The organism is Roseovarius sp. A-2 (genome assembly GCF_002072155.1).
In the GTDB taxonomy this organism is placed as follows: Bacteria; Pseudomonadota; Alphaproteobacteria; order Rhodobacterales; family Rhodobacteraceae; genus Roseovarius.
In genome coordinates, this window is the sequence record NZ_BDIY01000002.1 from 144003 (window position 1) to 169501 (window position 25499).

Genomic DNA, 25499 nt, shown 5'->3' on the forward strand with positions numbered 1-25499 from the left:
GACTGAAAGCGAAGAACCGTCCGGCATCCCGCCGGGCGGTTTTTTGCGTTTTTGAGGGGGTGATTCGGCGCGTTCGCACCGCTCTCCGCAATCAGGTCCGAAGTGGTCCCGATGCGGCGCTCCCCTTAAACGTGTCGAAAATAGGGCGTTGGCGTGGCGGCACCGTGATCCGCTTTCGCATGTCGGGCGCATCGCGGCTTTGGGACGGCATGGCGTTGCCAGTTAAGCAACAGTGGTGTCAATATTTTGCTCTGCCAGCGAGCCGGAGGACGCAGACCGGCCTCCATTGGGCACCCAATGTCACGAATACGTGAATTTTGTTTCCTTGGGCGCAACAGTTCCGCTGCGTGGTGATTTGCGTGCCGCGGGCGTTGGCAACAATCCGGCATCAGATTGCGGCGGAAAAATGGCAAAACCGGGGCTGTCGCCGCCGCGTGGCGGAGAATAAATTGCGGCGGATTTGCGGCGACATGCCTGCGTGCGACCGCCCTTTTGGTTGAGGTTCCCATCTCCGTAAATCTACTTAAAGTTGTGCATTTCGAGCATGCTTGACTTGCACTTCCCGGCACGCCATCTTCGCCTAAGTCACTAGGTTGGCGTAAAAAAATTTCTGCGTTGGGATGTGGGGGCATCAATTCGGCGCGGCTGTTTGGCAACCCGATGACGCTACGTCATATGCGCTTCGATGCGGAATGCGTGTGCATCCGTGTCGCCCGATTGCAGCGCGTTTTTCGCCTTAATTCGGGCAGATTTAGGACATGCATGCCGAAAACTTCGGTGCGCAGGGACGTGAGGCGTTTCGGCCCGTGGCGTGAAGGTTCGGGGACGTAACGAGTACGGCGAAATGAGTATTGCTGGGGAGTGCTGCCATGCCTTCGGATATGTTTTGGGCGCATCCGAGCCCGGAAGGTCGCGAACGTGTTCAAAATATTCCGGTCCCGTCCTCGGGTCCTGTGCTCTACGCCGACCGGTTCAAACGCGCGCTCGACATCGTGATCGTGCTGCTTGCTGCGCCTGTCGCGGTCATCGTTGTCGGGCTGCTTGGTCTGATCATCATGGCTGACGGCATGTCGCCCTTCTTCATGCAGGACCGTGTCGGACGCCACGGGCGGCTGTTCCGCATGCTCAAGCTGCGCAGCATGGTCGCGGATGCCGAGACGCGCCTGCAGGCGCATCTTGAGACCTGCCCCAAGGCGCGGATCGAATGGCAGGTGAACCAGAAACTGCGCCGCGATCCGCGGATCACCCGGATCGGGCGGATCATCCGCAAGACCTCGCTCGACGAATTGCCGCAACTGTGGAACGTGCTGGTGGGCGACATGTCCATTGTCGGGCCGCGCCCGATGATGCCGTCGCAACAATCCCTCTACCCGGGTATCGCCTATTATGCGATGCGCCCGGGGATCACCGGATACTGGCAGATTTCAGTGCGCAACGAGAGCAGCTTTGCCGAACGGGCGCAATTCGACGCGCGCTACTTCCGCGATCTGTCATTACTGACCGATCTGCGGGTCATGCTGCGGACCTTCGGTGTGGTGATGCGGGGCACCGGCTGCTGAGCGGGCGGCGTGTCTGCGCAACAATCCCCAACAGCGCGGGGCATTGATGCACCACAACCCGCAAATCGCCCGACATGCCGTTGAATTCATTGTCGATGCGAGGTGAGCGGGGGTAAGGTCGCGGCAACGGCCCTACCGCAGGTGCGCCGCGTTTCAAGGCGCGCGCGGGGGTCTGTTCAAGGAACGAAGGATCACGGGGGACAGGGCCTGTCATGCCCAATGCCTTGGCCTTTCTGATGCTGGCGGCCTGGCCGCTTGTCACGCTGGTGATGTTTCGCCGCTGGCCTATCGAGCGTGCGCTGATCTGGTCGCTTCTTGGCGCCTACATGATGCTGCCGCCGCCGCCTGCGGCCTTCGATTTTCCGCTTATGCCGCCGTTGACCAAGGAATCGCTGCCGTCGCTGGCAACCTTCGTGATCTGCCTTGCGGTCTGCGGGCGGCGCGCGCCGCTTTTGCCCGAGGGCTGGCTGGCGCGGGCGTTGGTGCTGGTGTTCGTGTTCTGCCCCGTGGCCACCGTCCTGACCAATACCGAGCAGGTGGTCTTTGGGGCCATCGGCCTGCCCGGGCTGGGGCTTAAGGACATGGTGGCGCTGGTGCTGCTGCAATTCATCCTGCTGTTGCCATTCCTGATGGCGCGGCAATACTTGGCAACGCCCGAAGGGCTGCGCGAAATGGTCCTTGCGATCATGATCGGGGGGCTGATCTATTCGGCGCCAATGCTGCTTGAGGTGCGCCTGTCGCCGCAGCTCAATACCTGGGTCTACGGTTATTTTCAGCACAGTTTCGGGCAGATGATGCGCGGCGATGGGTTCCGTCCCATCGTCTTCATGTATCACGGGCTCTGGGTGGCGTTCTTTACCGTGATGGCGATGATCTGTGCCGTCGCCCTCGCGCGCGAGGGCGACGCGCGGCGGCGGGTCCTGATGCTGGCAGCGGCGGGCTATCTGGGGGTCGTGCTGATCCTTTGCAAGTCGCTGGGCTCGTTGATTTACGGAATTTACTTGGCACCGCTGGCACTGTTCCTGCCGACATCGCTGCAGATCCGTATTGCTGCAGGAATGGCCGTGGTGGCGATCGCCTATCCGGTGCTCAAGGGCGCGGGTCTCGTGCCGCTGGACTGGATCCTGGAACAGGCCGGAAAGATCAGCCCGGAACGCGCCAATTCCCTGCAATTCCGTCTCGACAACGAGGACAGGCTGATGGAACGCGCGCTGGAGAAACCGCTCTTCGGCTGGGGCAGTTGGGGGCGTAACCATATCCTTGATCCCGTGTCCGGTACCATCGAGACAGTGGCCGACGGACGCTGGATCATCGTGATCGGGGTGTTCGGATGGGTCGGCTATCTGGCCGAGTTCGGCCTGATCGTCCTGCCGATCCTGACGCTGTGGTTCTACAAGAACAGTCTGGGCGATGTCCCACATCAGCGCCTGGTCGGTCCAGTGACGCTCCTGCTGGCGATCAACCTGATGGACATGCTGCCCAATGCGACGCTGACCCCGCTGACATGGCTATTTGCCGGGGCGGTTCTGGGCATGGCCGAGACCGCGCGCCGCCGAACGCCCGTTCAGAGCAAACGCCGGCGCCTGCGTTGGCGGCCACTCATGTGAGGAGAGACCGCGCATGAGCAAACCCCGCGTTCTGGCCATCGCCGAGGCAGCCAATCCCGAATGGGTGAGCGTGCCGCTGGTCGGCTGGTCGCTGGCCACGGCGCTGTGTGACGTGGCCGACGTGCATATCGTCACGCAGGTGCGCAACCGCGACGCGTTTCTGCGCGCCGGGCTGGTCGAAGACCGCGATTTCACCGCCATCGATTCCGAGGCCCTGGCGCGGCCCATGTGGGCGCTGGGTGAGCGGCTGCGCATGGGGCAGGGCAAGGGCTGGACCACGCTTCAGGCGATCAATGCCATCAGCTATCCGTGGTTCGAGCATCTGATCTGGCGACGTTTTGGGGCGGAGATCCGGGCCGGTGCCTATGACATCGTGCACCGCATCACGCCGCTCAGCCCGACGATTTCCTCGTCCCTGGCGGGGAAATGCGCGCGGGCGGGGGTGCCGTTCATCCTCGGGCCGCTCAATGGCGGGGTGCCCTGGCCCAAGGGGTTCGACGCAGAGCGGCGGCAAGAGCGCGAATTCCTGAGCTACCTGCGCGGGGCCTACAAGGCACTGCCGGGGCGCAAGGCGACCCTGCGCCATGCCTCCGCGATCCTGGCCGGGTCGCGGCATACGCTGGGTGAAATGCCGGGATGGGCGCAGGACAAGGCCGTCTACCTGCCCGAGAATGCGATTGATCCGGCGCGGTTCGCGGGCGGTGCCGCGCCTGCGCCGGACGGCCCGGTGCGCGCCGGGTTCGTCGGGCGGCTGGTGCCCTACAAGGGGCCGGACATGCTGATCGAGACGGCGGCACCGCTCCTGCACGCGGGGCGGCTGCATCTTGATATCGTGGGCGACGGGCCGATGATGGCGGGGCTGTGTGCGCAGGCCGAGAGGCTGGGCGTGGCCGGGGCCGTCACGTTTCATGGCTGGCTGGAACACGCCCGCGTGCAGGATGTTCTGGGCGGCTGCCACCTCTTCGCCTTCCCCTCGGTCCGCGAATTCGGTGGCGGCGTGGTGCTGGAGGCGATGGCTCTGGGCGTGCCGCCGCTGATCGTCGATTACGCCGGGCCGGGCGAGTTGGTGGACAAGGCACGCGGAACCAAGGTGCCGCTGGGCACCCGGGCCGAGATCATCGCCGGTTTTGCCGCAGCCCTTGACCGGCTGACGCAGGACCGCGCGGCGCTGGCCGCGACCGGGCAGGCGGGGCGCGACTGGGTGATGGAGCATGCCACATGGGCCGCCAAGGCGCGGCAGGTGCGCGCGGTTTATGACGCGGTGCTGACGGGCGAGCGATTGCCGCAGGTCTTTCCGTCGTGAGTTCGGCAATACCCTACCGCGCCGCTGAACGGCTCCTCGGCCTGTGCGGTGTCCGGGGCGGCAGGGCGCATCTTCAGTTGTGCGCTGGTGTGGTGGCAGATCTGGCGGATCGGTTTCTGGGGATCGTGATCATCGACCGGATGCCGGGCATGGGGGCCGCGCGGGTGGGGGTCGCGCAGGGGCTTGACCCGGGTTAGGCGGCACGGTGGGGGGCACTGGCGCTCTGGGACGACCCGGCACTCAACGTTGCGGTGTTCGAGATGGATCGCGAGATCCTGCCGCCGCGCGGCCGCCACCTCACAGCGCCATGCGCGCCGTCAGCCGCGCCTCGACCAGCGCCAAAACTCGCGCGATGCCCGCCTCGGACCCATTCCCGTCCAGGCCAGCCGCTGCCTCGGCCAGGAACATGTCTTGCGCCGCCCGCGCCACACCGCCCAGAAATTGCGCCACATAGGCCAGCGTGGCATGGTCCGGCACCTCTTCCAGCAGGCTGCGGACATGATCCAGATCGTCGCGATAGGCCAGCCGGTCGGGCGTGATCTGCTCGTCGTTCAGCGCATAAGGTCCGGCAGGGCAACGCTCCCGGGGCAGGTGGCGCAGCATTTCCTGCTGAAAGACCCCGAGGCTCTCGATCGGTTTGGCGAGAAAACCGTCAGCCCCCGCGTCAAGCGCCGGGTCGCGCATGACCGCATCGCCGCTGGTGGCGAGAATCACGCCGACACGCGGCACCGCCTGCGCCAGCGCCGCGATCAGGTCGATCCCCGACCCGTCCGGCAGCCCCGGATCGACGATCACCACCGAGGGGCGATAGACTGACAGGTGCCGCCGCGCCGAGGTAAGGCAATCGGCCCGCCGGATCCGCGCGCCGCTGCGCAGGCACATCAGGCGCAGCGCCTCAGAGGCATAGCGGCTGTCCTCGACCGCGAGCACGGTCATGCCCAGAAGCGGGCGCTGGGAACTGGGGGCGCGTGGCTGCGCGAGGCTGTCGAGATCGGTCATAGGGATGATCCTTCTTGCAGGGGATGCGCCCAGCATGGCCCGGTTTTGGTGAACGTGGGGTTAATGCGCGGCTTGCGTCCCTCTGTCGCTTGTCAGGGGCGGGCAACATCCCCATAAACGCCCCAGATCAGACGAAAGGATCACGCCATGATCGGACGCCTCAATCACGTGGCCATCGCCGTGCCGGACCTCACTGCTGCGGCCGAGCAGTATCGCAGCGCGCTGGGTGCCAAGGTCGGCGCGCCCCAGGACGAGCCCGATCACGGCGTCACGGTCGTGTTCATCGAACTGCCCAACACCAAGATCGAGCTGCTGTATCCGTTGGGCGAGGACAGCCCGATCAACGGTTTTCTGGAAAAGAACCCCTCGGGTGGCATTCACCATGTCTGCTACGAGGTCGATGACATCCTCGCCGCCCGCGATCACCTGAAATCCACCGGTGCGCGGGTTCTGGGCAGTGGCGAGCCCAAGATCGGCGCGCATGGCAAGCCGGTGCTGTTCCTGCATCCCAAGGATTTCAACGGCTGCCTCGTGGAACTGGAGCAGGTCTGATGGGGGTGACCTCGGCTCTCGTGCTGCTTGCGGTGATCTGGTTCATGACCTTTTTCATCGTCCTGCCGATCCGCATCCAGACGCAGGGCGATCTGGGCAAGATCGTGCCCGGTACCCATGCCGGATCGCCCGAGCATCACCACCTGAAGAAAAAGGCCTGGATCACCACCGGTATCGCCTTCGTGCTGTGGATCATTATCGGCGGCACGATCCTGTCGGGAGTCATCACGCTTGAGGATATCGACATGTTCAACCGGATCGGGCCGGGCTCCGCGTCTGAATAGCGTGGTAAATGTGGGTGAAGGTCGCGGCACCCATGATCGGGATCAGCAGGTTCACCAGCGGTAGCGACAGCGGCAGCGCCATCAGCACCCCGGCCAGCCAGATCGTCATCCGGTGGCGGCGGCGCAGCGCCTTGGCCTGGGTCCGCCCGACCCGGCGGATCGCCACCAGCGTGAAATATTCCATCCCCAGCAGATAGCCATTGAGCGCCCAGAAGATGAGCGGCGCGAAGGGCGTGAAGATCACATAGAGGATCAGTGCCAGCGTGTTGGCCCCTATGATCACGCCCAGAAAATTGATCGTGTCGCGCAGCGCCTCGCCGAAGGGGACGCTCAGCGCGGGCGGCAGGGTGGGATAATGTCTGTCCTCCACCGCCTGCGCCACGGTGTCGAGAAACATCGAGGTGATCGCCGAGGCGACGGGCACCATCAGAAACACCGAGAGCACGAACATCAGCAACAGCGACGCGCCGCCCAGCAGATCGCCCAGCCATGTCACCTCGCCGATGATTGGCAGCGTGGTGCTGTCGCCGACGGCGGATTGCACCAGCCACAACACCCCGGCATAGGCGACGATCAAGAGCGCCAGCGTCAGGCCCACGCCAAGCAACAGAACCTTGCGGAAACGCGGATCGCCGATCTGGCCCATGGCCTTGAAGAAGCTCGAAAAAATCATTCCGAAATCCACTCGGTGAGCGTGTCGAGATCGGGGCGCGGGCGTTCGGGCGGGGTGCTCGTCTCGGTGCCGATATGGATGAACCCGGCGATTCGCTCATGCGGCGCGAGCCCGAGGGCGGTGGTGACAAAGCCCCGGTCATGGCTCGTCCATCCGCTGAGCCAATTCGCGCCCCAGCCGGCGGCGAGCGCGGCGTTCAGCAGTCCGAGGCAAACGCAGCCCGCCGAATAAGTCTGCTCGAGCGCGGGGATCTTGTCCGAGGCTTTCGGGCTCTCGGTAACGGCGACAGCCAGATGCGCGTCGGCAAACTGCGCCTGTCCCTTGGCGATATCCTCGGGCGATTTGCCCAGGTGCGCGCCCACCTCAGGCACCAGTGCGGCCAGCCGCAGGAGCGCGGCGCGCTCCAGCACGATCAGCCGCCAAGGCTCCAGCTTGCCGTGATCGGGCACCCGCAATGCGGCCCGCAAGAGCGGGCGCAGCGCGGCCCGGTCGGGTACCGGCAGGCCAAGTGTCTTGGCAGGGCGTGACCGGCGGGTTTGCAGAAAGTCGAGCGCGGCGGGGTTGGGCGTTGGCATGAGCGGCCTTTCAGATCGGTTCGGCCCACATGTCGGCAAGCGCACCGCCGGGGTCAAGGCGAAATCCGGCGAAAAACGCTTGGCGCCCGGCAGGCGGGGCGCTATCGGTGGCGCATGGCCCATCCCGACCTCAGCCATCTTTCCCGTCCGGGCACGCAGATTACCATCCGCGTGACCCCAAAGGCCTCGCGCGACCGTATCCTGGCCGAGGGCGATACGCTGCGGGTCTACGTCACCACCGTGCCCGAGGACGGCAAAGCCAACGCCGCCGTGCAGAAACTGCTGGCCAAGGCGCTTGGAATTGCGAAATCCCGGCTGACCCTCATCCGGGGCCACACTGCACGCGACAAGGTCTTTCAGGTGGACTGATACGCCTCACGTTTTTGGCACTGGCAACTCGGCGCGGGCGCGCCTAACGTCGTTGCCATGAACGCCGATATCGCCCTGCTCGACAGCCGCTATTCCTGGACGCGGCTTGCCATTTCGCTGGCCATCGCCACGGTCGGCAATGTCGGCATGTGGTCGATCATCGTGGTGATGCCCGCGATCCAGGCCGAATTCGGGGTTGATCGGGCGGCGGCTTCCTTGCCCTACACGCTGACGATGGTAGGCTTTGCCGTCGGCAACATGGCGATCGGGCGGGTGGTGGACCGGTTCGGCGTGACCACGGCACTGATCGGCGCGGCGATGCTGATCGCGACGGCCACGGCGGCGGCGTCGCTCAGCCCTTCGGTGCTGGTGCTCTCGGGGCTGCAACTGCTGATCGGCTTTGGCACGGCGGCCAGTTTCGGGCCGCTCATCGCCGATATCTCGCAGTGGTTCCTGAAACGGCGCGGCATCGCCGTGGCGATCACGGCGAGCGGCAATTACCTCTCGGGCGCGATCTGGCCGGTGATCCTGGCGGGGATTCTCTCGGGGCAGGGCTGGCGGGCGGTCTATCTGGTGCTCGCCGTGGTAACGCTGGCCACGGTCATTCCGCTCGCGCTCTTCCTGCGCCGCCGCGTGCCGCTGGCGGCGCGGGCGCATGCCGACAGCCTGTCGGCGGCACGCGCGGGCACGACGGGGCTCTCGCCGCGCATGCTCGCGATCCTGCTGGGGATTGCGGGGGTGGGGTGCTGCGTGGCGATGTCGATGCCGCAGGTCCATATCGTGAGCTACTGCGTCGATCTGGGCTATGGCCCCGCCGTCGGCTCGCAGATGCTGTCGCTGATGCTTCTTGGCGGGGTCGCCTCGCGGCTCGTGTCGGGGCTCATGGCGGACCGGCTGGGCGGGGTACGCACGCTGCTCATCGGCTCGGCACTGCAAGGGCTGGCGCTGATGCTCTACCTGCCCTCGGACGGGCTGACCTCGCTCTATATCGTCAGCCTTGTCTTCGGCCTTGCACAGGGCGGCATCGTGCCCAGCTATGCGGTGATCGTGCGCGAATACATGCCCAGTGCAGAGGCCGGTCGCCGCGTCGGCTTCGTTCTGATGACCACCATCGTCGGCATGGCGTTGGGCGGCTGGATGTCAGGCTGGATCTACGATGTGACCGGCAGCTATCACGTGGCCTTCCTGAACGGGATCGCGTGGAACGGCCTCAATATCGGGATCATGGTGCTGATCCTTCTGCGCACCAGACCCCGGAGCGCGGTGCCTGCCTGAGCGGCGTTATATGAGTATTTTTGCCATAAAGAAGCCGATGCCGTTTCTTTATGGTCCAAATACTCAAATCAGGTCACTCTTCGTGGACGATCTTTATATGCCGCTCGCCGCGTGCCTCGGCCAAGGCAATCTGTTTCTGGCGCTCGCGAAACCGCGCCTTGTCCGCCTCCGATGTTTGCTGCGCGCAGAGGTGGCAGGCGACACCCTCTTCATAGTCGGGGTGGCGCATGTCCTCGGGCAGGATCGGGCGACGGCAGGCATGGCACAGACGGTGCGGCCCTGTTCGTAACCCGTGGCCCACCGAGACGCGGCCATCAAACACGAAACACTCACCCCGCCATGTGCTTTGATCCTCGGGCACCTCTTCGAGATATTTCAGGATACCACCCTTGAGGTGATAGACCTCCTCCACCCCTTGGCCCAGCAGGTAATTGGTTGATTTCTCGCAGCGGATGCCGCCGGTGCAGAACATTGCGATCCGCTTGTTATGGAAACGGTGCTTGTTTGTCTCCCACCACGCGGGGAAATCGCGAAAGGTCGGCGTTTGCGGATCGACCGCGCCCTCAAACGTGCCGATCGCCACTTCGTAATCGTTGCGGGTGTCGATCACCGCCACGTCGGGGCTCTCGATCAGGGCGTTCCACTCAATGGGCTCGACATAATGCCCCACCCTGGCACGCGGGTCGACATCGGGCTTGCCCATGGTGACGATCTCTTTCTTGAGCCGCACCTTCATCCGGCGAAACGGCTGCTCGGCGCTTTCGCTGTCCTTCCATTCCAGATCCGCGCAGCCGGGCAGGGCGCGGATATGCGCGAGAACCTTTGCGATACCCGCCTGCGGCCCGGCAATCGTGCCGTTGATCCCCTCGCGCGCCAGCAGCAGCGAACCGCTGATGCGCTCGACCTCGCACAGCGCCTGAAGCGGACCCTGAATTGTGGCGGGGTCGTCGAAGCGGGTGAAATGATAAAGTGCGGCAATCCTGTACATGGCGCGCGATTTACGCCTCTCTCGCTTGCCTCGCAAGAGGACATCGCGCCGCCATTGACGCGCGCCATCCGCGCCCCTACCCCTATGGGGCAAAAGGAGACCTGCCCATGACATCCGCCCTGATCGTGATCGACATGCAGTATGATTTCTGCCCCGGCGGCGCGCTCGCCGTACCCGAGGGCGACAGCATCGTGCCCGGCATCAACGCGCTGATGCCGCAGTTTCCGGCGGTGATCCTGACGCAGGACTGGCACCCGGCGGGGCATTCGTCCTTCGCCTCTTCGCATGACGGCAAGGCCCCCTTTGATATGGTGGACATGCCCTACGGGCCGCAGGTGCTCTGGCCTGATCATTGCGTTCAGGGCAGCCAAGGTGCCGCGTTTCACGAGGGGCTGGATACCCACCGCGCCGATCTGATCATCCGCAAGGGGTATAACCCCGCGATCGACAGCTATTCGGCGTTCTTCGAGAATGACCACGCCACGCCCACAGGGCTGCATGGCTATCTGCGGACGCGTGGCATCGACGACCTGATCATGGTGGGGCTGGCCACCGATTTCTGCGTCAATTTCTCGGCGGTGGATGCGGCAAGGCTGGGCTACCGCGTGACGGTGCGGCAGGACCTGGTGCGCGGCATCGACCTTGACGGCTCGCTTGCCACGGCGCTTGCGGGCATGCGGGAGGCAGGCGTGGTGCTTGAGTGAGCGACCTTGCCGCCGATATCCGCGCCTGTCGGCTTTGCGCCGAGCGGTTCGCCGCCACCCAGACCGCCCACGAACCACGCCCGGTGGTGTGGTTTCAGCCTTCTGCAAGGATTCTGATCGCCGGGCAGGCGCCGGGGATGCGGGTGCACAAGTCAGGCAAGCCGTTCGACGATCCCTCGGGCGAGCGGCTGCGCGAGTGGCTGGGGCTGAGCGGGCCCGAGTTCTACGACACATCGCGCGTGGCCATCGTGCCGATGGCATTCTGCTTTCCTGGCTATGACGCCAAGGGGTCGGACCTGCCGCCGCCGCGCATCTGTGGCCGCACCTGGCATGACCGTGTCATGCAAGTCCTTGAAAAGGTAGAGTTGACGGTGCTGGTAGGGGCCTATGCGCATAAATACCACCTGGGCGTAAAATGCGGCGTGACCAAAACCGTGCAGGCCTGGCGCGACCATGCACCGCGGCTTTTCGCCTTGCCGCATCCCTCGTGGCGCAATACCGCTTGGCTGAGGAAAAATCCGTGGTTCGAGGCCGAGGTGCTGCCCGAATTACGTGCGCAAGTTCAAAAGGTTATTCATGACTGACCCGACTCGTATTGACGATGCGCATGCCGCGATGGAGGCGGCCCCCGAGGATGCGGGCACCCGCCTGCGGTTCTACGAGACACTGGCGGCGAGCGAGCTTTACCTGCTGCTCAAATCCGAGCCTGAGGGCGAGGTGCTCGATCCGGAAGTATTTGAATTGCCAGAAAATTCCTTTGTCCTTGTGTTCGACCGCGAAGACCGGCTGGCGCTTTTCGCGGGTCGCCCGGTGCCCTATGCCGGGCTGAGCGGGCGCAGCATCGCGGCCATGCTGATGGGGCAGGGGGTGGGGCTTGGCCTCAATCTCGACGTGGCACCGTCGGCGATCCTGCTGCCGCCCGAGGCGGTGGACTGGCTGGCCGAGACGCTCTCGGAGGGGCCCTCCGAGGCGGAGGCACGGGCGCAGGAGTTCAGCGCGCCCAAGGGGTTGCCCGAGGCGATGCTGACCGCGCTCGACGCACGACTGGCGAGCATGACGGGGCAGGCACGCATGGCCTATCTGGTGGGCGTGACCTATGAGAGCGGCGCGCGCGGGCATATGCTGGGCTTTGTCGGGGCCGCCGCGGAGGCGCAAGGCGCATTGGCGCGGGCGGTGTCGGAGGTGCTGATCTTCTCGGGTCTGGAGGCGGCGTCGCTCGACGTGGCGTTCTTTGACGCCTCCGACCCGGCGGCGGCGCGGCTGGCGCGCTGCGGGCTGCGGTTCGACCTGCCGGAGCCGCCTGAAGCGGCGCCGCGGGCCGCCCCCGGCTCGGATCCGGACCGGCCGCCGAAGTTGCGGTAGTTGCGCCATGCGGGGCGTCATCCCCGCGCAGGCGGCGATCTTGCGGGATGGCAGAGATCCTCGGGTCAAGCCCGAGGATGACGGGGGCGTGCGCGCTTCAGTAGCCGCTTTCGCGGTCCACGAGATGCAGGAATGGCTCGCCGCTTTCGCCCCGGCGGATATTCTCGGCGATCACCTCCGCCGCCGTCTCGGGGCGCGTTTCCGAGGCGATGTGCGGGGTGACGGTGATCTTGGGATGGGCCCAGAACTGGTGCTCTGCGGGCAGCGGCTCGACCCGGAAGACATCGAGCGTGGCATGGGCGACATGGCCCCGGTCCAGCGCGGCAATGAGCGCGTCATCGTCGATCAGCGGTCCGCGCCCGGGGTTCACGATCACCGCGCCCTCCGGCAAGAGCGCGAGCGTGTCGGCGTTCAGCAGGTTCTCGGTCTCGTCGGTCAGCGGCAGTAGCAGCACGAGGATATCGGCGGCCTTGAGCGCCGCGTGCAGCCCGACATCGCCCGACAGGCAGCTGACGCCGGGGATGTCCTTTGGCCTGCGGCTCCAGCCGGTGACGGCAAAGCCGAGGCGCACCAGCATCCGCGCGCAGGCCTCGCCCAGGGCCCCCAGACCCAGCACGGTGACGCGCCGGTGGCTGGCCAGCGGCGGCGCATCCGCGCGCCATTCGCCGTCTTGCCCGAGGATATGCCGGTCCATGCCCAGATGGTGGCGCAGCACATGGCCGGTGACCCATTCGACCATGCCCTGCGTAAGCCCGTGATCGACCATCCGCGCCAATGGAATGCGCAGGGTCGGGTTGTCGACGATATTCTCGACCCCGGCCCATAGATTTAGCACCGCCTTGGTGCGGCTATAGGGCGTGAAATCCTGTACCGTGCTGTTGGGCGAATAGACGATGTAATCCACCTCCTCGGGGGCGAGATCGGGAGAGAGATTCGCCGCGACCCCGCGATCCGAGAGCGCCTTTTTCAGCGGGGCTTCATAGATGCGCCAATGGTCGGGGCGCGCGGCAAAGAGGACGTTGACGGTCATGGATCACCTTGGTCTGTGGACGTTTGCGCTCTGCACAAGGCCGAAGCCGATCATCAGGACCAACATGGCCGAGCCGCCATAGCTGACCAGCGGCAGCGGCACGCCCACCACCGGCATCAGCCCTGTCACCATCGCCATGTTGACCGCGAAGAACAGAAAGAACGTCATCGCCATACCAAGGATCAGCAGCGAAGAAAACCGGTCCTTGTTGGCCAGCGCTGCGGCGATGCAGAAGATCAGGATCAGCGCATAAAGTCCGAGGATCGAGACCGCACCGATAAAGCCGAATTCCTCGGCCAGGGTGACGAAGATGAAATCGGTGTGCTTCTCGGGCAGGAAGTTGAGCCGCGATTGGGTGCCCTGCATGAAGCCGCGTCCGGTCCAGCCACCCGAGCCGAGGGCGATCTTGGACTGGGTGATGTGATAGCCCGCGCCGAGCGGATCGGTCTCGGGGTTGAGGAAGGTGTCGATGCGCCGGAACTGGTAGTTTTCCAGCATTTGCCAGTCGGTGCCGCGGCTCTGGAATACGGTGAAGATCAACCCCACCGCCGCGAGGATCACGGTCGCGAAATAAGCCCAGTGCACGCCTGCGACGAACATTATGACACCGCCCGCCGCCAGCAGCAGGATTGAGGTGCCAAGGTCGGGCTGGCGCAGTACCAGCGCCACCGGCGTGAGGATCAGCACGACCGGTATCAGCACCCAAATGGGCCGCGAGACGCGCGACATCGGCAGCCAGTCGTAATAGGCCGCCAGTACCATCACCAGCGCGATCTTCATCAGTTCCGAGGGTTGCAGCCGCATCATCCCGAGATCGAGCCAGCGTTGCGCACCCTTGCCCTCGATCCCGATCAGCGCCACCGCGATCAGCAGCGCCAGCGAGATCAGATAGGCCACCAGCGAGACGTTGCGCCAGAACCAGATCGGGATCAGCGCCACCACCAGCATCACCATGAGCCCGAGGGCAAAGCGCTTCATCTGCGGTTCCGCCCATGTCGAGAGCGAGCCGCCCGCGACCGAGTAGAGCATCAGGAATCCGATCGAGGCCACCGCCATCAGCAGGATCACCAGCGGCCAGCTGAGATAGAGGATCTTGCGTGGCCCGCTCGGCGTGGTCTTGACCGTATGTTCGAGATAGCTCATGCGCGGTCCTTCTCGCCGGCCTCGGGGCGCAGACGTTCGCGGCGCAATTCTTCCTGCTGGGTACGGATGCGGGGGCGGTCGGCCTTGGGATAGGCCTCGAGCGGCGGATCGCCGCCATAAAGCGCCTGCAACGTGATGTCGCGGGCAATCGGAGCCGCCGCCGTCGAGCCGCCGCCGCCATGTTCGACGACCACCGCCACGGCATATTTCGGCGCGTCGTGCGGGGCGTAGTTCACGAACAGCGCGTGGTCGCGCTGTTCGCGCGGCAGGGCGTTGTTCCTCAGGACCCCGGTCGCGCGTTCCCCCGAGGAGATGTTACGCACCTGGCTGGTGCCGGTCTTGCCGGCCATGCGCACCGCATCGTCGACGATGCGGCTGCGATAGGCGGTGCCGCGATTGCTGTTGGTGACCGCATACATCGCACGGCGCACCTCGCGCAGGTGGTTCTCGTTGAGGCCGAGATCCTCGCCATGGCCTGATGGCTGCTCGACGCCGTCGATGGATTTCACCAGCCGGGGTGTGACCTGCCGAGAGGTCGCCAGCCGCGCCGTCATCACCGCCAGTTGCATCGGCGAGGCCAGCACGAAGCCCTGACCGATCGAGGCATTGACGCTGTCGCCCACCACCCAGGGCTGACCGCGATTGGCCAGCTTCCATTGCCGCGTCGGGGTCAACCCCTGCGCCACCGAGGTCATCGGCAAGTCGAACTGCACGCCAAGCCCGAGGCGGTTGGCCATTGCGGAAATCTTCTCGATTCCGGTGCGCAGGGCCAGTTCGTAATAATAGACGTCGCAGCTTTCGCGCAGCGAGCGATGGAAATCGACATTGCCATGCCCGCCGCGTTTCCAGCAGTGAAAGCGGCGCCCGCTGACCTCCTTGTGGCCCGGGCAATAGACGGTCTCGTTGAGGTCGATCTGTCCGTCCTCGAGCGCGGCGAGCGCGGTTACCATCTTGAAGGTGGAGCCGGGCGGGTAAATGCCCTGCACCGCCTTGTTGGGGAGGGGGCGATAGGGGTTCTCCAGCAGCGCCCGGTAATTGGCGACAGATATCCCGCGCACGAAAAGATTGGGGTCGTAGCTGGGCGAGGACGCGCTGACCAGCAGATCACCAGTCTCGCAATCAAGGACCACCGCCGCTGCGCTCTCGCCCTTGAGCCGGGCATGGGTGTAGCCCTGCAATTCGTTGTCGAGGGTGATCTGGATATCGGCCCCGGGCTGGCCTTCCTGGCGGTCAAGCTCGCGCATGATGCGGCCGGCGGCGTTCACCTCGACCCGCCGGGTGCCGGCAGTGCCGCGCAGCATATCCTCGCGCTTGGCCTCCAGCCCGATCTTGCCGATCTGGAAACGGGGCAGGCGCAACAGTGCCTCTGGGGCCTCGATCCTTTCGAGATCCTTGTCGCTGACCGCGCCCACATAGCCCACGACGTGGGCGTAATCGTCCCGCAGCGGGTAGCGCCGCGAGAGGCCCACCTCAGGTATGACGCCGGGCAGGGCGGGGGCGTTGACGGCGACCCGGCTGATTGCCTCCCAACTGACCCGGTCGGCCAGTGTCACGGGGGTGTCGCCGCGCAACTCGCGCAGGTCGCGCCGCGCTTTTTCAAGCTCGCCCGCGTCCAGATCCACGAGGCGGGCCAGCCGCGCGATCACCGCGTCGATGTCGCTCGCCTGTTCGCGTATCATGGTGATCCGGTAGCTGGGGATGTTCTCGGCGATGACCTGGCCGGTGCGGTCGAAGATACGGCCGCGCGCAGGTGGCAGAAGCTGGATGTTGATCCGGTTCTCATCGGCCAGCAGGCGAAACTGATCGGCCTGTTCCAGTTGCAGATGACGCATGCGCAGGGCGAGCGCGGTCATCGCCCCGATCTGCAGTCCGCCCACGATCAGCCCGCGCCGGGTGATCCGGCGCTGGCTCTCGGCGGTATCGCGGGTCGGCCGTCTCATGCGCGGCCTGCCGCGGGATCGAAATCACCCGGCGCACGCTTGCGCACGCCAAGCAGGCCATGTGACAGCAGCGCCACCAGCGGATAGACCAGCAGCGTGGCAAGCAACTGCATCAGGGTCAGCCCGAGCGGGGCCTGATCCACCATCAGCACAGTCAGAATGATCCGGTAGGCCAGCGTCATCACGACAAGCGTGCTGCTGACGGCGGCCCATTCGGCGGCAAAGGTCAGGTCGCGCAGCGACGTGGCGCGGTTGCGCAGCGTCTCGAGTCCGAGCACGGTGATCGCCGCCCATAGCCCCGGCGGGCGCTGCAACAGCAAATCCATCCCGAGCGCGACGAGCGCCACCAGTAGCAACGGCACGTAGTCGGGGCGCCGCACCGCCCAGCCGAAGGTCAGCGCCAGAAACAGGTTCGGACCTGCCCAGCCCGACGGCATCATGTCAAGCGGCAGCAGATGCAGGAAGATCAGCAAAAGGCTCAGCGCCAGATAGAGCGCGCGCATCAGCCAGATCCGGGGCAGCAGCGCATCAGCCATTGCTCGCCTCCGCCGCGATGGCCGGATCGAGCGGTGTCGTGCCGGGCAGGGGGAATGGCGCGATCAGTTCGCCAGGCGTTTCGATCTCTTCGGTCGCATAGCTGCGCAGCACGCGCAGGAATTCCAGCCGCTCGTAGTCGGCGGCGATGCGCACCCGCATGCGCCCGCCCGGATCCTCGGCCAGTTGCCCGACCAGCAGACCGGCGGGAAAGACCCCGCCATCGCCCGAGGTCAGCACCCGGTCGCCGGGGCGCACCTGATCCGGGGTTTCGATGAAATCCACCAGCGGCGCGACCGAGTTGTCGCCGATGATCAGCGCGCGCTGCCCCGAGGGCTGGAGCGTCACCGGGATGCGGCTTGACGTATCGGTGAGCAGGATCACCCGTGCGGTATTCCGCCCCACGCCCGAGATCCGACCGACAAGGCCCAGCCCGTCCATCGCCGCCCAGCCATCCATGATCCCGTCGCGGGTTCCGACGTTGATCAGCACCGATTGCCGGAACGGAGAGCCGCTATCGGCCATCACCACGCCGGTAACATAGGTCAGGCGCGGATCAAGCTGCACATTGTTGAGATCGAGCAGCCGGGCGTTTTCCTGTTCCAGCTGGAGCGCCGCCTCCTTCCACGCCTTCATCTGCTGCAATTCGCGACGCAGGTCCTGATTTTGCTGATACATGCGCTGATAGCTCTGGAAATCGCGCAGGATGTTAACCGCGCCTGTCACCGGGGCCATCGCCCAGTCGAAGGAGGGCACGACCCGGTCCACCACCTGCGCGCGGAAACGCTCCACGCGCGGGCTGTCGATGCGCCACAGCAGGAACAGACCGAGCAGGCACAAAAGCACCACACTCAGAAGCAGACGCTTCAGCCGACCGCTATAGTCTTCGCTCTGTCCGCGATCCTTGGCCACGGGAACCCCCTTTTGCTCTAAAAGGTGGGCGGGTTAACTGTCGTAGTCAATCGCGTGGCGCAGCTGTTTCTCGAATTCGAGCGCCTTGCCCGTTCCGAGGGCCACGCAATTGAGACTGTCATCGGCGATGGACACCGCCAGCCCGGTCTGTTCGCGCAGCGCCAGATCGAGATCGCCCAGAAGCGCCCCGCCACCCGTCAGCATCACGCCACGGTCGACGATATCGGCGGCAAGGTCGGGCGGCGTCGCCTCCAGCGCGGTCATCACCGCCTCGCAGATTTGCTGTACCGGTTCCGCCAGCGCCTCGGCCACCTGCGCCTGGCTGATTTCGGTCTCTTTCGGCACCCCGTTGAGCAGGTCGCGCCCGCGCACCTGAATGGAGGTGCCGCGCCCGTCATCGGGCATCCGCGCGGTGCCGATCGAGGTCTTGATGCGTTCCGCCGTGGCCTCGCCTACCAGCAGGTTCTGCTGGCGCCGCAGATAGCTGATGATCGCCTCGTCCATCCGGTCGCCACCCACCCGGACCGAGCGGGCATAGACGATATCGCCGAGCGACAGCACCGCCACCTCGGTGGTGCCGCCACCGATATCGACGACCATGTTGCCGGTCGGATCGGTGATCGGCATGCCCGCGCCGATGGCCGCCGCAATCGGTTCGGCAATAAGGCCCGCGCGGCGGGCACCGGCAGACAGCACCGACTGGCGAATCGCACGTTTCTCGACCGGGGTCGCGCCATGCGGCACGCAGACGATGATCTTGGGCTTGGAAAAGGTCGAGCGCTTGTGCACCTTGCGGATGAAATGCTTGATCATCGCCTCGGCGGTGTCAAAGTCGGCGATCACACCCTCGCGCATCGGGCGGATGGCCTCGATGCTGCCCGGCGTGCGGCCCAGCATCAGCTTGGCATCCTCGCCCACAGCAAGCACCTTCTTGACACCGTCCTTGATGTGGTAGGCCACTACCGAGGGTTCTGACAGGACGATGCCGCGCCCCTTGACATAGACCAGCGTATTCGCCGTTCCCAGGTCGATCGCCATGTCCGATGAAAAGAGACTGGGAATTCTGTCGAAGATTGCCATTTACGTAACTGTCCTGTCGCCCCAATGAAGATTTGCCCCGCGACTCGGACGGTCGGGGGCCGGATTTCCTTATAGTTGGCGGCCTGCACGGGCGAAAGGGGCTGTTTCAACCCTGTAAGCACCAAACCGCCACCGCGGGCGTCATTCGTTGAGATGATCAAGCCGCGCGCGCACTGACAACCCGTGCGCCCCGAGGCTTTCGGAGCGGGCCAGCGTCTCGGCGGCTGGGCCGATGGCGCGCAGCGCCTCTGGTGTCATCCTGGCCAGCGTGGTGCGTTTGAGGAAATCCATTACCGACAGGCCCGACGAGAACCGCGCCGAGCGTGCCGTGGGCAGCACGTGATTGGGTCCGCCCACGTAGTCGCCGATCGCCTCGGGCGTCCAGGCCCCGAGGAAGATCGCGCCGGCATGTGAAATCTGCTGGCTCAGCGCGTCCGGCTCGGTCACGCAAAGCTCCAGATGCTCGGGCGCGATGCGGTTGCTGAGGGCGGCGGCGGTGGCGAGGTCGGGCACCGTGATAATCGCGCCATAATCGCGCCAGCTTGCGCCCGCGATGGCGCGCCGCTCCAACGTTTGAAGATGGCGTTCGATGGCCGCGCCCACGTCGCATGCAAGGTCCGTATCGTCGGTAATCAGGATCGCCTGCGCGCTTTCGTCATGTTCGGCCTGGCTCAGCATGTCGAGCGCGATCCAGTCGGCATTCTGCCCCCTGTCGGCAATCACCAGGATCTCCGACGGGCCCGCGATCATGTCGATCCCCACCTTGCCGAACACCCGCCGTTTTGCGGCGGCGACAAAGGCATTGCCCGGCCCGGTGATCTTGTCCACCGGCGCGATACTCTCGGTGCCATAGGCCAGCGCCGCCACCGCCTGCGCGCCGCCTATGCGGTAGATCTCGTCCACGCCCGCGATCTGCGCGGCCAGCAACACCAGGGGATTGGCCTTTCCATCCGGGGTCGGCACCACGATGGCCAACCGCTCCACCCCCGCCACCTTGGCCGGGATCGCGTTCATCAAAACCGACGACGGGTAGGACGCGAGGCCACCGGGCACATAAAGCCCCGCCGCGCCGACAGGGGTCCACCGCCAGCCGAGCACGGCACCACTTTCTTCGGTCCAGCTCGCATCCTCGGGCAGTTGCCGTTGGTGATAGTCCCGGATGCGGGCGGCCGCGAGTTCCAGTGCCTCGCGCTCGGCCTGCGGCACCTGTGCGACCAGTGCCGCCAGCTCTGCGGGCGAAAAGCGCAAGGTCTGCGGCGACAGCTCCAGCCGGTCGAACCTCGCGGTCAGCTCGATCACGGCGGCATCGCCGCGCGTGCGCACATCCGCGATGATGGCGGCAACGGTGTCGTCCACATCGGGGCTGTCCTCGCGCTTGGCGCTCAGCAGCGCCGCGAACCGCGCCTCGAAATCGGGTGCTGTGGCGTCGAGCGTGATGGGCATGGCAGATCCTTTCGACGGTGCGGATAACGGGCGGGCGAATGTATCTCAGGCCCCGGGTTTCTTTATGGCAAAAATACTCAAAATCCGAGGGTTGCAACCGGGTGTCAGCTATCGTGGCGGGGCACTTTGCCGGACGGCGCGCGATAGGGCCGCGTTACGTCCTTGAGCGTGACCTCGAGCGCCTCGATCCCGAGCCGGATTGCGCCGTCACCGGCCAGCGTCAGCAGCACATGACCTGCCCCGTCGCCGGCTGGCTCGAAGCTGATCGACAGCAGCGACAGGATCGTGTCAGGATCGCTCCGGTCGATGCCCTGGCTCGCGACGCGCAGCACGTTCTCGACTACGAGCACCGATTGCACGCGTTCGGGCGCGTGGCGCTCGCGGCCCTTGTCCTCCCAGCGAAAGCGGTTGAGCAGCAGGCCAAAGCGCCGCTCGCCCGCGCGCCATGTCATTTCGGTGATTGGAAAGACCGCATCCTGCGCGAGCGAAGAAATCACCTGCAGATCATCGACATCGAACGCACCCAGATTGAGCGGCGTCTCGCGCCCGTCTTCGAATTTGGCGTCTTCGGTCATTGGTCGCTGATCCTTTCGATCTTCGCCCCGACATTGCCGAGCTTCTCCTCGACGCTCTCATACCCGCGATCGAGATGATAGACCCGGTTGACCACCGTCTCGCCCCCGGCCGCCAATCCCGCGAGGATCAGCGAAACGCTGGCGCGCAGGTCGGTCGCCATTACGGGCGCACCCTTGAGATGCTCGACGCCGGTGACCGTCGCGGTGCCGCCCTGCACGTCGATCCGCGCGCCCATGCGCATCAGTTCCGGCGCATGCATGAAGCGGTTTTCGAAAATCCGCTCTTCAAGGACCGAGGTGCCTTCGGCGGTGCACATCAGCGCCATCATCTGCGCCTGCAAGTCGGTCGGAAAGCCGGGGAACGGTTCGGTGATCACGTCAACAGCCCGCACGCGGGCGTTCCTGCGGCTGACCTTGAGACCGTTTTCGGTTTCCTCGACAGTGACACCCGCAGCATCGAGCCGCTCGCAGAACGCCTCTACCAATTCGATCCGCCCGCCGAGGCATTCCACCTCGCCGCCGCAGATTGCAGGCGCCAGCATATAGGTGCCCAGCTCGATCCGGTCGGGCACCACCGGATGCGTCGCCCCGCCCAGACGTTCGACCCCCTGAATGGTGATCGTCGAGGTGCCCTCGCCCTCGATCTGCGCGCCCATGCGGCGCAGGCACTGTGCCAGATCCACGATCTCGGGCTCGCGCGCGGCGTTCTTCAGCACGGTTGTCCCCTTGGCCAGCGTCGCCGCCATCAGCGCGTTTTCGGTGGCCCCGACCGAGACGATAGGAAATTCGAACGTGCCGCCCCTGAGACCACCGGGGGCCTTGGCATGGACATAACCCTCGCGCAGATCGAGGTCCGCCCCCATGGCCTCCAGCGCCTTGAGATGCAGATCGACGGGGCGCGCGCCGATGGCACAGCCACCGGGCAGCGACACGACCGCATGCCCGTCGCGTGCCAGCATCGGACCAAGCACCAGGATCGAGGCGCGCATCTTTCGCACGATGTCATAATCGGCCACGTGATTGTTGAGGTTGTGCGACGACAGCGCCAACACCTTGCCGCCCTGCATCTGCGTGACCTCCGCCCCGAGCGATTGCAACAGCGTACTCATCGTCTTGATATCCGACAGGCGCGGCGCGTTGGTCAGGGTCAGCGGCTCTTCGCTGAGCAGTGTTGCGGGCATCAGCGTGAGGCAGGCATTCTTGGCCCCCGCGATCGGGATCTGCCCCTTGAGAGGGCCGTTGCCCGTGACGACGATCGAATCCATCTGCTCTACCCTTTGTCCTTGTCACCGGTTTCCGGTTTACCTGCCTCATCCGCACCGCGCCCGCGCATCTGCGCCTTACGCCGCGCGAGATTGGCCTTCAACGCCGATTTGAGCCTGTCCTCGCGGCTCTGCCCCTTTTTCGCGGGCTTGTCCGGTGTGGTTTTCCTGTTCATGCGGTCTCTCTTACAGGAGCGGTGAAAAACCGTCCAGTTACCCCTTGCGCGAGGGGGCGTTAGCGTCTAATCAGCGCGCCACGTGCTGCTGTAGCTCAGTGGTAGAGCGCACCCTTGGTAAGGGTGAGGTCGGGAGTTCAATCCTCCCCAGCAGCACCATTTCGCTTTTTGACCCCGAAAGCTCCCCTAAGTATTTGAATGGGAAAGAGAATTTCGGAGTTTCATACACCCCATTTTGACTGTATCGAAGAGGCTCCGCAAAGGCCAATCTAAGCACTGCTTGGCGCATAGCGAAGTCACCATTTTTCCAGATATTCCAAGGGCATGATAGGAATTTCAGAGAGAGTTCAATACAGTCCTCCAGCCGTCCCTTTGGTGGGACTGATTTAGCTATTTTTTCGTTGAGAACCAATTTATCGCGTTCAAGCTTCTCGATCCGTGATTCATAGGCGCTCACGGTACTGGACAAAGGAAACGGCTAGCCAACGCGCAGGAACTGTTCCGCAGCAAACGGGTAGAAGGGCTACTTTCGATGTATGGCGAGGCCTTGCCGACAATGAAATTCACATCATGGCTTTTAGCGTAGAATTCGTTTCTCCCATCAACTCTTAAGGCTGATCTGAAACGGTCTGAACAAAGACGCAACTTCCGCCCTGTGAGCTTCAAGCGCTTGAAGTTCTTCGGCAAGTTGATCCGAATGCGCCACTTCACGCAGCGTCCCGAACGTGAACAACGTCGGAATCGCAGCTCTAACAGGATCAAATTCCCGCAGGGCCATTTCATGTATACCTTCGAAACTGCTTTCTTCAGAAAGGAGACGAGACTTGGCAGTCTGAAGAAGGTTTTGAAGGCGAAGTGACGGGGCTGGATGAGTTTCCCCAAGGGCTGACAGAGGTGGTCCTGAAACGCATCAAACAGCCAAACCATAGCATAGGAGGCAAAGATGGTCATCCGCAGGGGCAACGGCTGGATCGAGATCACGGATACCTTCAATATTTTCCATGTCCCGCATCTGTACCGCGCAACTTGCAAAAAAGGCTGACTCATAGGCATCGAGCTCAAGGCATCGAAGGATTTTCTTCTGTTCGTTCGTGAGAGAGGGCCGCGCTTGAGCAGACCGATATGTTCGATCAGCTATAGCAAAAAGCGCCGCCCCGTAGGGCGGCTCCTTCGAATGGTCAGAACGTCATAAACTTGTCTTCAGTCGGTCTCATCGGATGGAAAGCTCTCACCAACTATACCTTCGATCATCGAAATTTCTTCATCAGTCAGCTTGTCGAATGGTGATCGGCTCCGCCGCTTTTTCGACAAGCTCCCCCCGTTTTGCCTTATGAACATGATTAGGTCGTCAGCCAGCTTGTCTGGCATTTCAACGGCGTTCATGATCTCGCGCATCGCTACGTCATGCCGTTTGAGGTAATCGATTTCCTCAGGCAAATCTTTTTCAACTGTGCGCTGGACGCACTCATAAAGAAATTCAGCTTCCGCCGTGCAATCATAATAACGGTACAAATCGGCAGTGTCGTTCAGGACTTCGACGTTGCCGCTGGGCAACGCGCGCCAATCGATGTGGTCCATCAGCAAGCCGGAATGGCTCTGTAACACTGCGCGGTAATCTTCAATCCGGTCGAACATCACTGAAGACACAGGGAAAACGATGCCTTTTGGAGCAAAGCCGCGCTCGGCAAGAACGTGATGAATCAGGCAACGGTGTAGGCGGCCATTTCCATCTGTCAGTGGGTGAATATAGACAAAACCAAACGCGATACAGGCAGCCTGCAAGATCGGATCGACATCCTCAGCATCGGTTATGCGTAGCTTGTTGTTGCATTCGTTCAGAGCCGTCATGAGCTCTGGAACGTCCTGATGGCGTGCGCCAATAAATTCGGGCAAAGGCACATGGTCATGATCGCGCTCGCCAAGAAAGACCGCTTCATCCCGGTAGCCGATGGGGGTGAAGCGGTCATCACCTATCAGGATTTTGTGCAGGCGGTAGATTTCGGTTTGATTAAGAGGCCGCTTACCAGCTTCTAATACCGCGCGTCCCCAGCGCTCCAGCCGATTAATCGGAGGGCGCTCGCCTTCAATCTCAAAACTGGCGCGGCTGTCTGCCAACAAAAGGAAATTGGCAGCGCGCGCGACAACCTGCGCTCCTGTTTTCCCAATTGTCTCTTGTGCAGTGCTTGAAAGATCACGAGCTATGAACTCTTCTAGCTTTTCTGTTCGACGTATGACCGGGCACAGCTCGCTATTGCCGAGCAGGTTGTCCCGTACGCGGTGACGTGTTGATAGCGTGCCTTTGGTGGTAAAATACTGTTTTGGTTCCAGGGCGTCGACGGCGGTGAGCTTTGGAGCATCGTCCAGATCAAGCCTGTTTCTGGTCAGGAACTCATAAAAAAACCAGATTCGCCGCGCGAGTGCGCCTGTAGGGGTTGCCGCTACAATCTCCGTGATGGCCGTTGCGGGCACGGCTTCAAAGACACGCTTTAGCACAAGTAGGTCAATGTCTTCATGGCGAAGCGCGAAGGTCAGGTGTCCTTCTAGCGTTGCATCTGGAAGGTAACGCTTGTCAAAAACCACCCAAGGTCCTTCGCGTCGGCGTGTGCCACGAACATGGCGTTCTGAAATACACGAAAGTCGCCTGACCGGAGCCGATACGCCGAGCCCATGCGTCAGTGCAGACCACCCAGCTAGCGACGCGGCCTCGGGGAGAGGCTCGTCTTTGATGAAACGCGGTGTGAGGTCTCTTAGCTCCATTGGTCGAAAACACCTTACTCTTGTCGATTACAGCCCCGAAACACATCGAGATGTCGAAAACTAAGGTACGCTAAAGCGCGTCGAAAATCAAATACTGATGTCGATAATCTGTACGTTTTAACGCACACCGTCGAAAATCATTATACGAGTCGTCCCGCTTTGCATGCGGTTTGAACTCCGGCACCAGCACGCATGGCTATTGCCTGCAACGTGCGCAAATCATGCAAATCGACATGCCCGTTCTCGCGCATGTTCAGCAAGTGGGTGGCGTGCTTAGCGACATTATCGCGTTGCGAACCTTTCAGAATCATCGCGGACCTCCTTTCGACAAACTGCCAAGCGCCTGCAGGAGGCCGCCATTAGACAGCAGCGCGAAGAACGCTTGCAGGAACTGCTC

At 63.7% G+C, this 25499-nt stretch carries 27 protein-coding genes and 1 tRNA gene; 12 read left to right on the top strand and 16 right to left on the bottom strand.

From position 1 onward, the window contains the following. The first annotated feature begins 869 nt into the window (after positions 1-869). The 4 genes from BHD06_RS04020 to BHD06_RS04035 all read left to right on the top strand — a co-directional run bounded on the left by BHD06_RS04020 (position 870) and on the right by BHD06_RS04035 (position 4666). Positions 870-1559: a sugar transferase gene (locus tag BHD06_RS04020; protein WP_080455708.1), complete on the top strand. Its 690-nt coding sequence runs from the start codon at positions 870-872 to the stop codon at positions 1557-1559. A gap of 212 nt (positions 1560-1771) precedes the next feature. After that, positions 1772-3166 carry a hypothetical protein gene (locus BHD06_RS04025; protein ID WP_080455709.1) on the top strand — a complete coding sequence of 465 codons (1395 nt, stop codon included), beginning with the start codon at positions 1772-1774 and terminating at the stop codon, positions 3164-3166. Between the two features lie 13 nt (positions 3167-3179). Continuing rightward, positions 3180-4469: a glycosyltransferase family 4 protein gene (locus BHD06_RS04030; RefSeq protein WP_080455710.1), complete on the top strand. Its 1290-nt coding sequence runs from the start codon at positions 3180-3182 to the stop codon at positions 4467-4469. Further along, on the top strand, positions 4466-4666 hold the full coding sequence (locus BHD06_RS04035; RefSeq protein ID WP_254892306.1) for a hypothetical protein: 201 nt from the start codon (positions 4466-4468) through the stop codon (positions 4664-4666). Before BHD06_RS04030 ends, BHD06_RS04035 begins: the two co-directional genes overlap by 4 nt. Positions 4667-4766: 100 nt before the next feature. On the opposite strand, the gene BHD06_RS04040 is transcribed toward BHD06_RS04035, so the two are convergent. Then, positions 4767-5468 (bottom strand): response regulator, encoded by a 702-nt coding sequence (locus BHD06_RS04040; protein WP_080455711.1) that lies wholly within the window; start codon positions 5466-5468, stop codon positions 4767-4769. A gap of 147 nt (positions 5469-5615) precedes the next feature. On the opposite strand from BHD06_RS04040, the gene mce reads away from it, so the two are divergent. After that, the gene (mce, locus tag BHD06_RS04045) at positions 5616-6020 is read left to right on the top strand and encodes a methylmalonyl-CoA epimerase (RefSeq protein ID WP_080455712.1); all 405 of its coding nucleotides are present in this window, start codon (positions 5616-5618) and stop codon (positions 6018-6020) included. Further along, on the top strand, positions 6020-6304 hold the full coding sequence (locus BHD06_RS04050) for a DUF1467 family protein (protein WP_080455713.1): 285 nt from the start codon (positions 6020-6022) through the stop codon (positions 6302-6304). Before mce ends, BHD06_RS04050 begins: the two co-directional genes overlap by 1 nt. Here BHD06_RS04050 and BHD06_RS04055 read toward each other — a convergent pair. Next, on the bottom strand, positions 6270-6977 hold the full coding sequence (locus tag BHD06_RS04055; RefSeq protein ID WP_080455714.1) for an EI24 domain-containing protein: 708 nt from the start codon (positions 6975-6977) through the stop codon (positions 6270-6272). The two genes, BHD06_RS04050 and BHD06_RS04055, sit on opposite strands and share 35 nt — an antisense overlap. After that, positions 6974-7552: a nitroreductase family protein gene (locus BHD06_RS04060; RefSeq protein ID WP_080455715.1), complete on the bottom strand. Its 579-nt coding sequence runs from the start codon at positions 7550-7552 to the stop codon at positions 6974-6976. Before BHD06_RS04060 ends, BHD06_RS04055 begins: the two co-directional genes overlap by 4 nt. Before the next feature lie 114 nt (positions 7553-7666). Between BHD06_RS04060 and BHD06_RS04065 the strand changes: the two genes are divergently transcribed. Both BHD06_RS04065 and BHD06_RS04070 read left to right on the top strand, forming a co-directional pair. Further along, complete coding sequence (locus tag BHD06_RS04065) at positions 7667-7921, top strand: DUF167 domain-containing protein (protein ID WP_080455716.1); 255 nt, start codon at positions 7667-7669, stop codon at positions 7919-7921. Positions 7922-7978: 57 nt separating this feature from the next. Next, positions 7979-9196, top strand: a complete 1218-nt coding sequence (locus tag BHD06_RS04070; protein WP_080455717.1) for an MFS transporter — start codon at positions 7979-7981, stop codon at positions 9194-9196. 73 nt (positions 9197-9269) lie between these two features. Here the strand turns inward: BHD06_RS04070 and BHD06_RS04075 are convergent, their stop codons facing one another. Beyond that, positions 9270-10184 (bottom strand): rhodanese-related sulfurtransferase, encoded by a 915-nt coding sequence (locus BHD06_RS04075; protein ID WP_080455718.1) that lies wholly within the window; start codon positions 10182-10184, stop codon positions 9270-9272. A gap of 107 nt (positions 10185-10291) precedes the next feature. Here BHD06_RS04075 and pncA point away from each other — a divergent pair, with 107 nt between their 5' ends. Genes pncA through BHD06_RS04090 form a run of 3 tightly spaced genes read left to right on the top strand, consistent with a single transcriptional unit; the run spans position 10292 to position 12250 of the window. Continuing rightward, positions 10292-10888, top strand: coding sequence for a bifunctional nicotinamidase/pyrazinamidase (gene pncA / locus BHD06_RS04080; protein ID WP_080455719.1), 597 nt, complete (start codon positions 10292-10294; stop codon positions 10886-10888). After that, entirely contained in the window at positions 10885-11472 is a 588-nt protein-coding gene (locus BHD06_RS04085; protein ID WP_080455720.1) for a uracil-DNA glycosylase family protein, read from the top strand. Before pncA ends, BHD06_RS04085 begins: the two co-directional genes overlap by 4 nt. Beyond that, complete coding sequence (locus BHD06_RS04090; protein WP_080455721.1) at positions 11465-12250, top strand: SseB family protein; 786 nt, start codon at positions 11465-11467, stop codon at positions 12248-12250. Before BHD06_RS04085 ends, BHD06_RS04090 begins: the two co-directional genes overlap by 8 nt. Positions 12251-12347: 97 nt before the next feature. On the opposite strand, the gene BHD06_RS04095 is transcribed toward BHD06_RS04090, so the two are convergent. From BHD06_RS04095 to BHD06_RS23605, 10 genes are all read right to left on the bottom strand, one after another. Further along, positions 12348-13280, bottom strand: coding sequence for a glyoxylate/hydroxypyruvate reductase A (locus BHD06_RS04095; RefSeq protein WP_080455722.1), 933 nt, complete (start codon positions 13278-13280; stop codon positions 12348-12350). A gap of 3 nt (positions 13281-13283) precedes the next feature. Next, positions 13284-14423: a rod shape-determining protein RodA gene (rodA, locus tag BHD06_RS04100; protein ID WP_080455723.1), complete on the bottom strand. Its 1140-nt coding sequence runs from the start codon at positions 14421-14423 to the stop codon at positions 13284-13286. Further along, positions 14420-16363 (bottom strand): penicillin-binding protein 2, encoded by a 1944-nt coding sequence (gene mrdA / locus BHD06_RS04105; protein ID WP_080455724.1) that lies wholly within the window; start codon positions 16361-16363, stop codon positions 14420-14422. Before mrdA ends, rodA begins: the two co-directional genes overlap by 4 nt. Next, positions 16360-16899 carry a rod shape-determining protein MreD gene (locus BHD06_RS04110; protein ID WP_080455725.1) on the bottom strand — a complete coding sequence of 180 codons (540 nt, stop codon included), beginning with the start codon at positions 16897-16899 and terminating at the stop codon, positions 16360-16362. The genes mrdA and BHD06_RS04110 overlap by 4 nt, the downstream gene beginning before the upstream one ends. Beyond that, a complete protein-coding gene (gene mreC, locus BHD06_RS04115) occupies positions 16892-17809 on the bottom strand; it encodes a rod shape-determining protein MreC (RefSeq protein WP_080455726.1) in 918 nt (305 codons plus the stop codon). Before mreC ends, BHD06_RS04110 begins: the two co-directional genes overlap by 8 nt. Before the next feature lie 33 nt (positions 17810-17842). After that, positions 17843-18889, bottom strand: a complete 1047-nt coding sequence (locus BHD06_RS04120; RefSeq protein ID WP_050663361.1) for a rod shape-determining protein — start codon at positions 18887-18889, stop codon at positions 17843-17845. A 141-nt stretch (positions 18890-19030) separates the two neighbouring features. Further along, on the bottom strand, positions 19031-20332 hold the full coding sequence (hisD, locus tag BHD06_RS04125; protein ID WP_080455727.1) for a histidinol dehydrogenase: 1302 nt from the start codon (positions 20330-20332) through the stop codon (positions 19031-19033). Between the two features lie 104 nt (positions 20333-20436). Next, the gene (locus BHD06_RS04130; protein WP_080455728.1) at positions 20437-20907 is read right to left on the bottom strand and encodes a DUF2948 family protein; all 471 of its coding nucleotides are present in this window, start codon (positions 20905-20907) and stop codon (positions 20437-20439) included. After that, positions 20904-22172 (bottom strand): UDP-N-acetylglucosamine 1-carboxyvinyltransferase, encoded by a 1269-nt coding sequence (gene murA, locus BHD06_RS04135; RefSeq protein WP_080455729.1) that lies wholly within the window; start codon positions 22170-22172, stop codon positions 20904-20906. Before murA ends, BHD06_RS04130 begins: the two co-directional genes overlap by 4 nt. A 5-nt stretch (positions 22173-22177) precedes the next feature. Further along, the gene (locus BHD06_RS23605) at positions 22178-22345 is read right to left on the bottom strand and encodes a hypothetical protein (RefSeq protein WP_176214274.1); all 168 of its coding nucleotides are present in this window, start codon (positions 22343-22345) and stop codon (positions 22178-22180) included. Positions 22346-22429: 84 nt separating this feature from the next. Here BHD06_RS23605 and BHD06_RS04140 point away from each other — a divergent pair. Continuing rightward, positions 22430-22504, top strand: a tRNA-Thr gene (locus tag BHD06_RS04140). 1041 nt (positions 22505-23545) lie between these two features. Here BHD06_RS04140 and BHD06_RS04150 read toward each other — a convergent pair. Both BHD06_RS04150 and BHD06_RS23610 read right to left on the bottom strand, forming a co-directional pair. Next, complete coding sequence (locus tag BHD06_RS04150) at positions 23546-24925, bottom strand: Fic family protein (RefSeq protein WP_254892308.1); 1380 nt, start codon at positions 24923-24925, stop codon at positions 23546-23548. 317 nt (positions 24926-25242) lie between these two features. Next, on the bottom strand, positions 25243-25413 hold the full coding sequence (locus BHD06_RS23610; RefSeq protein ID WP_176214275.1) for a hypothetical protein: 171 nt from the start codon (positions 25411-25413) through the stop codon (positions 25243-25245). Between the last annotated feature and the right edge of the window lie 86 nt (positions 25414-25499).

Bases quoted from the DNA above. Each gene is read 5' to 3' on its own strand.
- BHD06_RS04020 (WP_080455708.1), top strand. From the start codon at position 870: ATGCCTTCGGATATGTTTTGGGCGCATCCGAGCCCGGAAGGTCGCGAA.
- hisD (WP_080455727.1), bottom strand. From the start codon at position 20,332: ATGCCCATCACGCTCGACGCCACAGCACCCGATTTCGAGGCGCGGTTC.
- BHD06_RS23610 (WP_176214275.1), bottom strand. From the start codon at position 25,413: ATGATTCTGAAAGGTTCGCAACGCGATAATGTCGCTAAGCACGCCACC.
- BHD06_RS04025 (WP_080455709.1), top strand. From the start codon at position 1,772: ATGCCCAATGCCTTGGCCTTTCTGATGCTGGCGGCCTGGCCGCTTGTC.
- BHD06_RS04095 (WP_080455722.1), bottom strand. From the start codon at position 13,280: ATGACCGTCAACGTCCTCTTTGCCGCGCGCCCCGACCATTGGCGCATC.
- BHD06_RS04070 (WP_080455717.1), top strand. From the start codon at position 7,979: ATGAACGCCGATATCGCCCTGCTCGACAGCCGCTATTCCTGGACGCGG.
- BHD06_RS04110 (WP_080455725.1), bottom strand. From the start codon at position 16,899: ATGGCTGATGCGCTGCTGCCCCGGATCTGGCTGATGCGCGCGCTCTAT.
- BHD06_RS04055 (WP_080455714.1), bottom strand. From the start codon at position 6,977: ATGATTTTTTCGAGCTTCTTCAAGGCCATGGGCCAGATCGGCGATCCG.
- BHD06_RS04040 (WP_080455711.1), bottom strand. From the start codon at position 5,468: ATGACCGATCTCGACAGCCTCGCGCAGCCACGCGCCCCCAGTTCCCAG.
- mce (WP_080455712.1), top strand. From the start codon at position 5,616: ATGATCGGACGCCTCAATCACGTGGCCATCGCCGTGCCGGACCTCACT.
- BHD06_RS23605 (WP_176214274.1), bottom strand. From the start codon at position 22,345: ATGAACAGGAAAACCACACCGGACAAGCCCGCGAAAAAGGGGCAGAGC.
- BHD06_RS04130 (WP_080455728.1), bottom strand. From the start codon at position 20,907: ATGACCGAAGACGCCAAATTCGAAGACGGGCGCGAGACGCCGCTCAAT.
- rodA (WP_080455723.1), bottom strand. From the start codon at position 14,423: ATGAGCTATCTCGAACATACGGTCAAGACCACGCCGAGCGGGCCACGC.
- BHD06_RS04030 (WP_080455710.1), top strand. From the start codon at position 3,180: ATGAGCAAACCCCGCGTTCTGGCCATCGCCGAGGCAGCCAATCCCGAA.
- mrdA (WP_080455724.1), bottom strand. From the start codon at position 16,363: ATGAGACGGCCGACCCGCGATACCGCCGAGAGCCAGCGCCGGATCACC.
- pncA (WP_080455719.1), top strand. From the start codon at position 10,292: ATGACATCCGCCCTGATCGTGATCGACATGCAGTATGATTTCTGCCCC.
- BHD06_RS04090 (WP_080455721.1), top strand. From the start codon at position 11,465: ATGACTGACCCGACTCGTATTGACGATGCGCATGCCGCGATGGAGGCG.
- BHD06_RS04050 (WP_080455713.1), top strand. From the start codon at position 6,020: ATGGGGGTGACCTCGGCTCTCGTGCTGCTTGCGGTGATCTGGTTCATG.
- BHD06_RS04075 (WP_080455718.1), bottom strand. From the start codon at position 10,184: ATGTACAGGATTGCCGCACTTTATCATTTCACCCGCTTCGACGACCCC.
- BHD06_RS04060 (WP_080455715.1), bottom strand. From the start codon at position 7,552: ATGCCAACGCCCAACCCCGCCGCGCTCGACTTTCTGCAAACCCGCCGG.
- murA (WP_080455729.1), bottom strand. From the start codon at position 22,172: ATGGATTCGATCGTCGTCACGGGCAACGGCCCTCTCAAGGGGCAGATC.
- BHD06_RS04065 (WP_080455716.1), top strand. From the start codon at position 7,667: ATGGCCCATCCCGACCTCAGCCATCTTTCCCGTCCGGGCACGCAGATT.
- BHD06_RS04120 (WP_050663361.1), bottom strand. From the start codon at position 18,889: ATGGCAATCTTCGACAGAATTCCCAGTCTCTTTTCATCGGACATGGCG.